This window comes from Kitasatospora sp. NPDC056783 (assembly GCF_042789895.1).
Classification (GTDB): Bacteria; Actinomycetota; Actinomycetes; order Streptomycetales; family Streptomycetaceae; genus Kitasatospora.
The window spans coordinates 1-1,256 of sequence record NZ_JBHUAF010000713.1 but is presented as its reverse complement, the minus strand read 5'-3'; the positions used below and the strand labels follow the sequence as shown (position 1 = coordinate 1,256).

Sequence of the window (1,256 nt, the reverse complement as noted above, 5' to 3'; positions counted from 1 at the left end):
CCTTCCAGATGCGCACGCCGATCTGGTGCCGCACCCAGGCCGCTGAGGTCGGCGAAGCCTGCGGCATGGTGATCGGCCAGCTGCTGGAGGTCAACGCGATCTACCGGCTCCGCGCCGCCCAAGGAGTGATCGCCCTGCGTAAGAAGTACGGCGACGGCAGGCTGGAGGCCGCCTGCGCGAAGGCCATCACGGTCGGCGACCCGTCCTACCGCACCATCAAGGGCATCCTGATCGCCGGCACCGAAACCGACCCAGAGCCGGAAACCGGCGACGCCGGAGCCGCGGCCTTCCTCCACGGGCCCCAGCAGCTGTTCGCCTCCGCCATCCCCACCCGGACGCAGGACGAACTCCGCGGTGACCAGGGTTGCGACGACAGCCAGGAGGCCGTCCGATGAGTGTGATGAACACGGCTCTGCGCGAGTCCCTGAAAGCGCTTCGGCTGTCCGGGATGCTGGAGACCCTCGACGCCCGCCTGCTTCAGGCCCACGGCGGTGAGCTCGGGCATCTGGACTTCCTCCAGGTCCTCTGCCAGGACGAGATCACCCGCCGCGAGACAGTGGCCTTCCAACGCCGCCCGCAGGGAGCGAAGTTCGAGCAGCAGGTCACCCTGGAGGAGTTCGACTTCGCAGCCTCCTCGAAACTGCCCGCGGCCCAGATCCGCGACCTGGCCGCCCTGCGCTGGCTCCACGCCGGCGAGTCCGTAATTTTGTTCGGTCCGGTCGGGGTCGGCAAGACCCACATCGCCCAGGCCTTGGGCCACCTGGCCATCCGTCAGGGCGCCAATGTCCGCTTCGCGAAGACGAGCCGGATCCTGGCTGACCTGGCCGGCGGCCACGCGGACCGCACCTGGGACAAGCGGATCCGAGAACTGATCCGCCCCGATGTCCTCATCCTCGACGACTTCGCGATGCGCCAGCTCACCGCGGCCCAGGCCGACGACCTCTACGAGCTGGTCAGCGAGCGGCAGGGCCGGTCCCTGATCATCACCAGCAACCGGGCGCCCAGCGACTGGTATCCGCTCTTCCCCAACCCCGTCGTCGCCGAGTCGCTCCTGGACCGGCTGATCAACACCAGCCACCAGGTCATCATGAACGGCCCCAGCTACCGGCCGAACAAGCGACCCAAGAACCCCACCGACAAGCCCGACAAGCCTCCGATCAAGTAGGGGAAATCCGGTGGACGTCCTCGGGATACTGCCCTCATGGCCGTCACCCAGCAGCTTGCCCGAGTCCCGGCGGAGTACCTCGCCGCCTGCC

1 protein-coding gene and 1 pseudogene are annotated in these 1,256 nt (G+C 68.2%); both read left to right on the top strand.

What is annotated here, in order from left to right; genetic code table 11:
* A pseudogene (locus ACFRMQ_RS40820) lies at positions 1 to 395 on the top strand (IS21 family transposase); the annotation flags it as partial.
* On the top strand, positions 392 to 1,165 hold the full coding sequence (istB, locus tag ACFRMQ_RS40815; protein WP_380735994.1) for an IS21-like element helper ATPase IstB: 774 nt from the start codon (positions 392 to 394) through the stop codon (positions 1,163 to 1,165). The pseudogene ACFRMQ_RS40820 and the gene istB, both read left to right, overlap by 4 nt.
* Positions 1,166 to 1,256: the final 91 nt, after the last annotated feature.

Bases quoted from the DNA above. Each gene is read 5' to 3' on its own strand.
- istB (WP_380735994.1), top strand. From the start codon at position 392: ATGAGTGTGATGAACACGGCTCTGCGCGAGTCCCTGAAAGCGCTTCGG.